We start from the raw sequence: 2,362 nt of genomic DNA, 5'->3' as shown, positions 1-2,362 counted from the left end.
TAGTTATATTGGATAAATATGACGGAATTTGACTTTATCAGACAATATTTGCAGCGACAAAAATCGGAAGGTCTGATTTTGGGCATAGGGGACGATGCCGCTATTATTCGTCCAAGTGACGGATTTGATTTATGTTTTAGCGCTGATATGTTGGTCAAAGGCAGACATTTTTTTGAAGATGTTTTGCCTGAAGATTTGGCATGGAAAATGCTTGCAGTAAATTTATCCGATATGGCCGCTATGGGTGCCAAGCCGCGTTGGGTGTTGCTCAGTGCTGCCTTGCCTGAATTGAATCAAGATTGGCTGAAACGTTTTTGCGATAGCTTTTTTGCTTTGGCCGCGCGTTTTGATACGGTGTTGATTGGCGGCGATACCACCAAAGGCGATTTGGTCTTTAATGTAACGATAGTAGGTGAAGTTTCGACAGGGTGTGCCCTGCGGCGTGATGCGGCCGAAGTCGGCGACGATATTTGGGTATCGGGTCGGTTGGGTTTGGCTGCCGCTGCTTTGAACAAACATCTGGGGCATTATCAATTGCCGTCTGAAATCATGGCGGTTTGCGATGATAAATTGCTCCGTCCGGAACCGCGCGTTTCATTGGGGCAGGCATTGTTGCCGTTTGCCCATGCTGCGCAAGATGTTTCAGACGGCCTGGCTCAAGATGTGGGGCATATTTTGAAAGCCTCTGCTGTCGGGGCGGAAATATTTGCCGATTGTGTGCCGTCGTTGCCTGAATTGAAAAATGTGTTATCGCGCGAACAATGGTTGTCGGCGGTATTGGCCGGCGGCGATGACTACGAACTGATTTTTACTGCCGCTCCAGAAGACAGGGAACGCGTTTGTCAGGCAGCGGAACAAAGTGGCGTACCGGTCGCCCGAATTGGTAAAATTACTGACTCAGGCCGTCTGAATATTTTGGATGCCGAAGGCGGCGTATTGGAACTGACTTCTTTAGGATTTGATCATTTTGGCTGAACGTAAACCTACTTTTTCTTGGCTGTTGCAAAAACCATTGTGTTTTTTAGGATTCGGTTTCGGCAGCGGCTTGTCGCCGGTTGCGCCGGGTACGGCCGGAACGCTGGCAGCGTTGCCTCTGGCTTTTGTATTGTGCCTGTTGGGCATAGACGGCTGGATATTGCTTTTATTGTGTATCGCCTTGTTTTTTTGGGGTATCCGCATTTGCGGTTATACCGAGCGGGAACTGGGCATTCAGGATTACGGCGGTATCGTCTGGGATGAAATTGTCGCGATACTGCTGGTGCTGTCGCTGATTCCGTTTAAATGGAGCTGGTGGCTGGCGGCTTTTGTTATTTTCCGCTTGTTTGATGCATTGAAACCATGGCCGATCAAATGGTTTGACCGGCGGATTCATGGAGGTTTAGGCATTATGCTTGATGATTTGATTGCGGCTGCGATGACCTTGATGGTCTTGGGCCTGTTTTATTGGATCGCGTGATGCGTTTTAAGTGTTTCGACCCTTTGCAAAAATAGGGCGGGCACGCCGGAATTATCCGGATTGAAATAAAATAAATACCATACGGGGTAAACAATTATGAATGAAATCGAGATTAACGTGGAGCCGCGTTATATGGCCGGTCAGAGCGACGTCTATCGCGACCGCTATGCCTTCAATTATCTGATTACCATCTGCAACCGCAGTGATGAAATCATTACCTTGCGTCAGCGTTTTTGGGAAATTACCGACGGACACGGTGAGACAGAGCAGGTCGGTCATGCCGGCCTGATTGAAGAGCAACCTGTTTTGTATCCGGGCGAAGCCTATGAGTACAACAGCGGTTCGCAAATCAGTACGCCTTGGGGCAGTATTGAAGGCGCTTATGAATTTGAAGACAGCATCGGCAAACGTTTCGTTATCGGGGTGCCGAAGCTTGAATTCAAAGCAGGCTTTACGTTGCAATAGGCCGTCTGAAAAAATGGAAAACCGGAACATGGGAAATGTTCCGGTTTTCCATTTTTTCAGACGGCCTTATTCAGTCTTTGCAAGGCTGTACCAATACCCACGGCGCCACGACAACCGCCCACATTTCCTGCTTATCCGCTAAAAATGTGCGCGCCATATCATCGCTGACGGCACCGAATTTGCCTTGTTCCATCCATTGTTTCAATGGTGCGGCTTCATCTTCGGCAACATGGCGGGCGACGGCAATCAAATCCAAATCAGGCGCAACATAGACGGCGGCACCGCGTGCGAAGTGGGGTTGCAGCTCTTCCCACGAAATGCGGGCGGTTTCGGTATTGAGTTTTTCGTTTAAGAGTGGAATAGACATAGGACAATCATCAAATAAAAAATGGATTGTAACCGATATTCGGCCTTTTGCCCGATGCCGTCTGAAAACGAAAG

At 48.6% G+C, this 2,362-nt stretch carries 4 protein-coding genes; 3 read left to right on the top strand and 1 reads right to left on the bottom strand.

Going from position 1 to position 2,362, the window contains the following annotated elements; genetic code table 11:
* Nucleotides 1-18: 18 nt before the first annotated feature.
* From thiL to apaG, 3 genes are all read left to right on the top strand, one after another.
* Nucleotides 19-975, top strand: coding sequence for a thiamine-phosphate kinase (gene thiL, locus ACTHUT_RS18105; protein ID WP_440419298.1), 957 nt, complete (start codon nucleotides 19-21; stop codon nucleotides 973-975).
* Complete coding sequence (locus tag ACTHUT_RS18100) at nucleotides 968-1,456, top strand: phosphatidylglycerophosphatase A family protein (RefSeq protein WP_440419296.1); 489 nt, start codon at nucleotides 968-970, stop codon at nucleotides 1,454-1,456. The genes thiL and ACTHUT_RS18100 overlap by 8 nt, the downstream gene beginning before the upstream one ends.
* 96 nt (nucleotides 1,457-1,552) lie before the next feature.
* Nucleotides 1,553-1,921: a Co2+/Mg2+ efflux protein ApaG gene (apaG, locus tag ACTHUT_RS18095; protein WP_003682575.1), complete on the top strand. Its 369-nt coding sequence runs from the start codon at nucleotides 1,553-1,555 to the stop codon at nucleotides 1,919-1,921.
* Between the two features lie 70 nt (nucleotides 1,922-1,991).
* On the opposite strand, the gene ACTHUT_RS18090 is transcribed toward apaG, so the two are convergent.
* Nucleotides 1,992-2,288, bottom strand: a complete 297-nt coding sequence (locus ACTHUT_RS18090; RefSeq protein ID WP_049323125.1) for a DUF2288 domain-containing protein — start codon at nucleotides 2,286-2,288, stop codon at nucleotides 1,992-1,994.
* Between the last annotated feature and the right edge of the window lie 74 nt (nucleotides 2,289-2,362).

Source organism: Neisseria sp. P0022.S010 (assembly GCF_051956635.1).
Note: the sequence above shows the minus strand (reverse complement) of the source record. Positions and strands in the feature narration are given on the sequence as shown.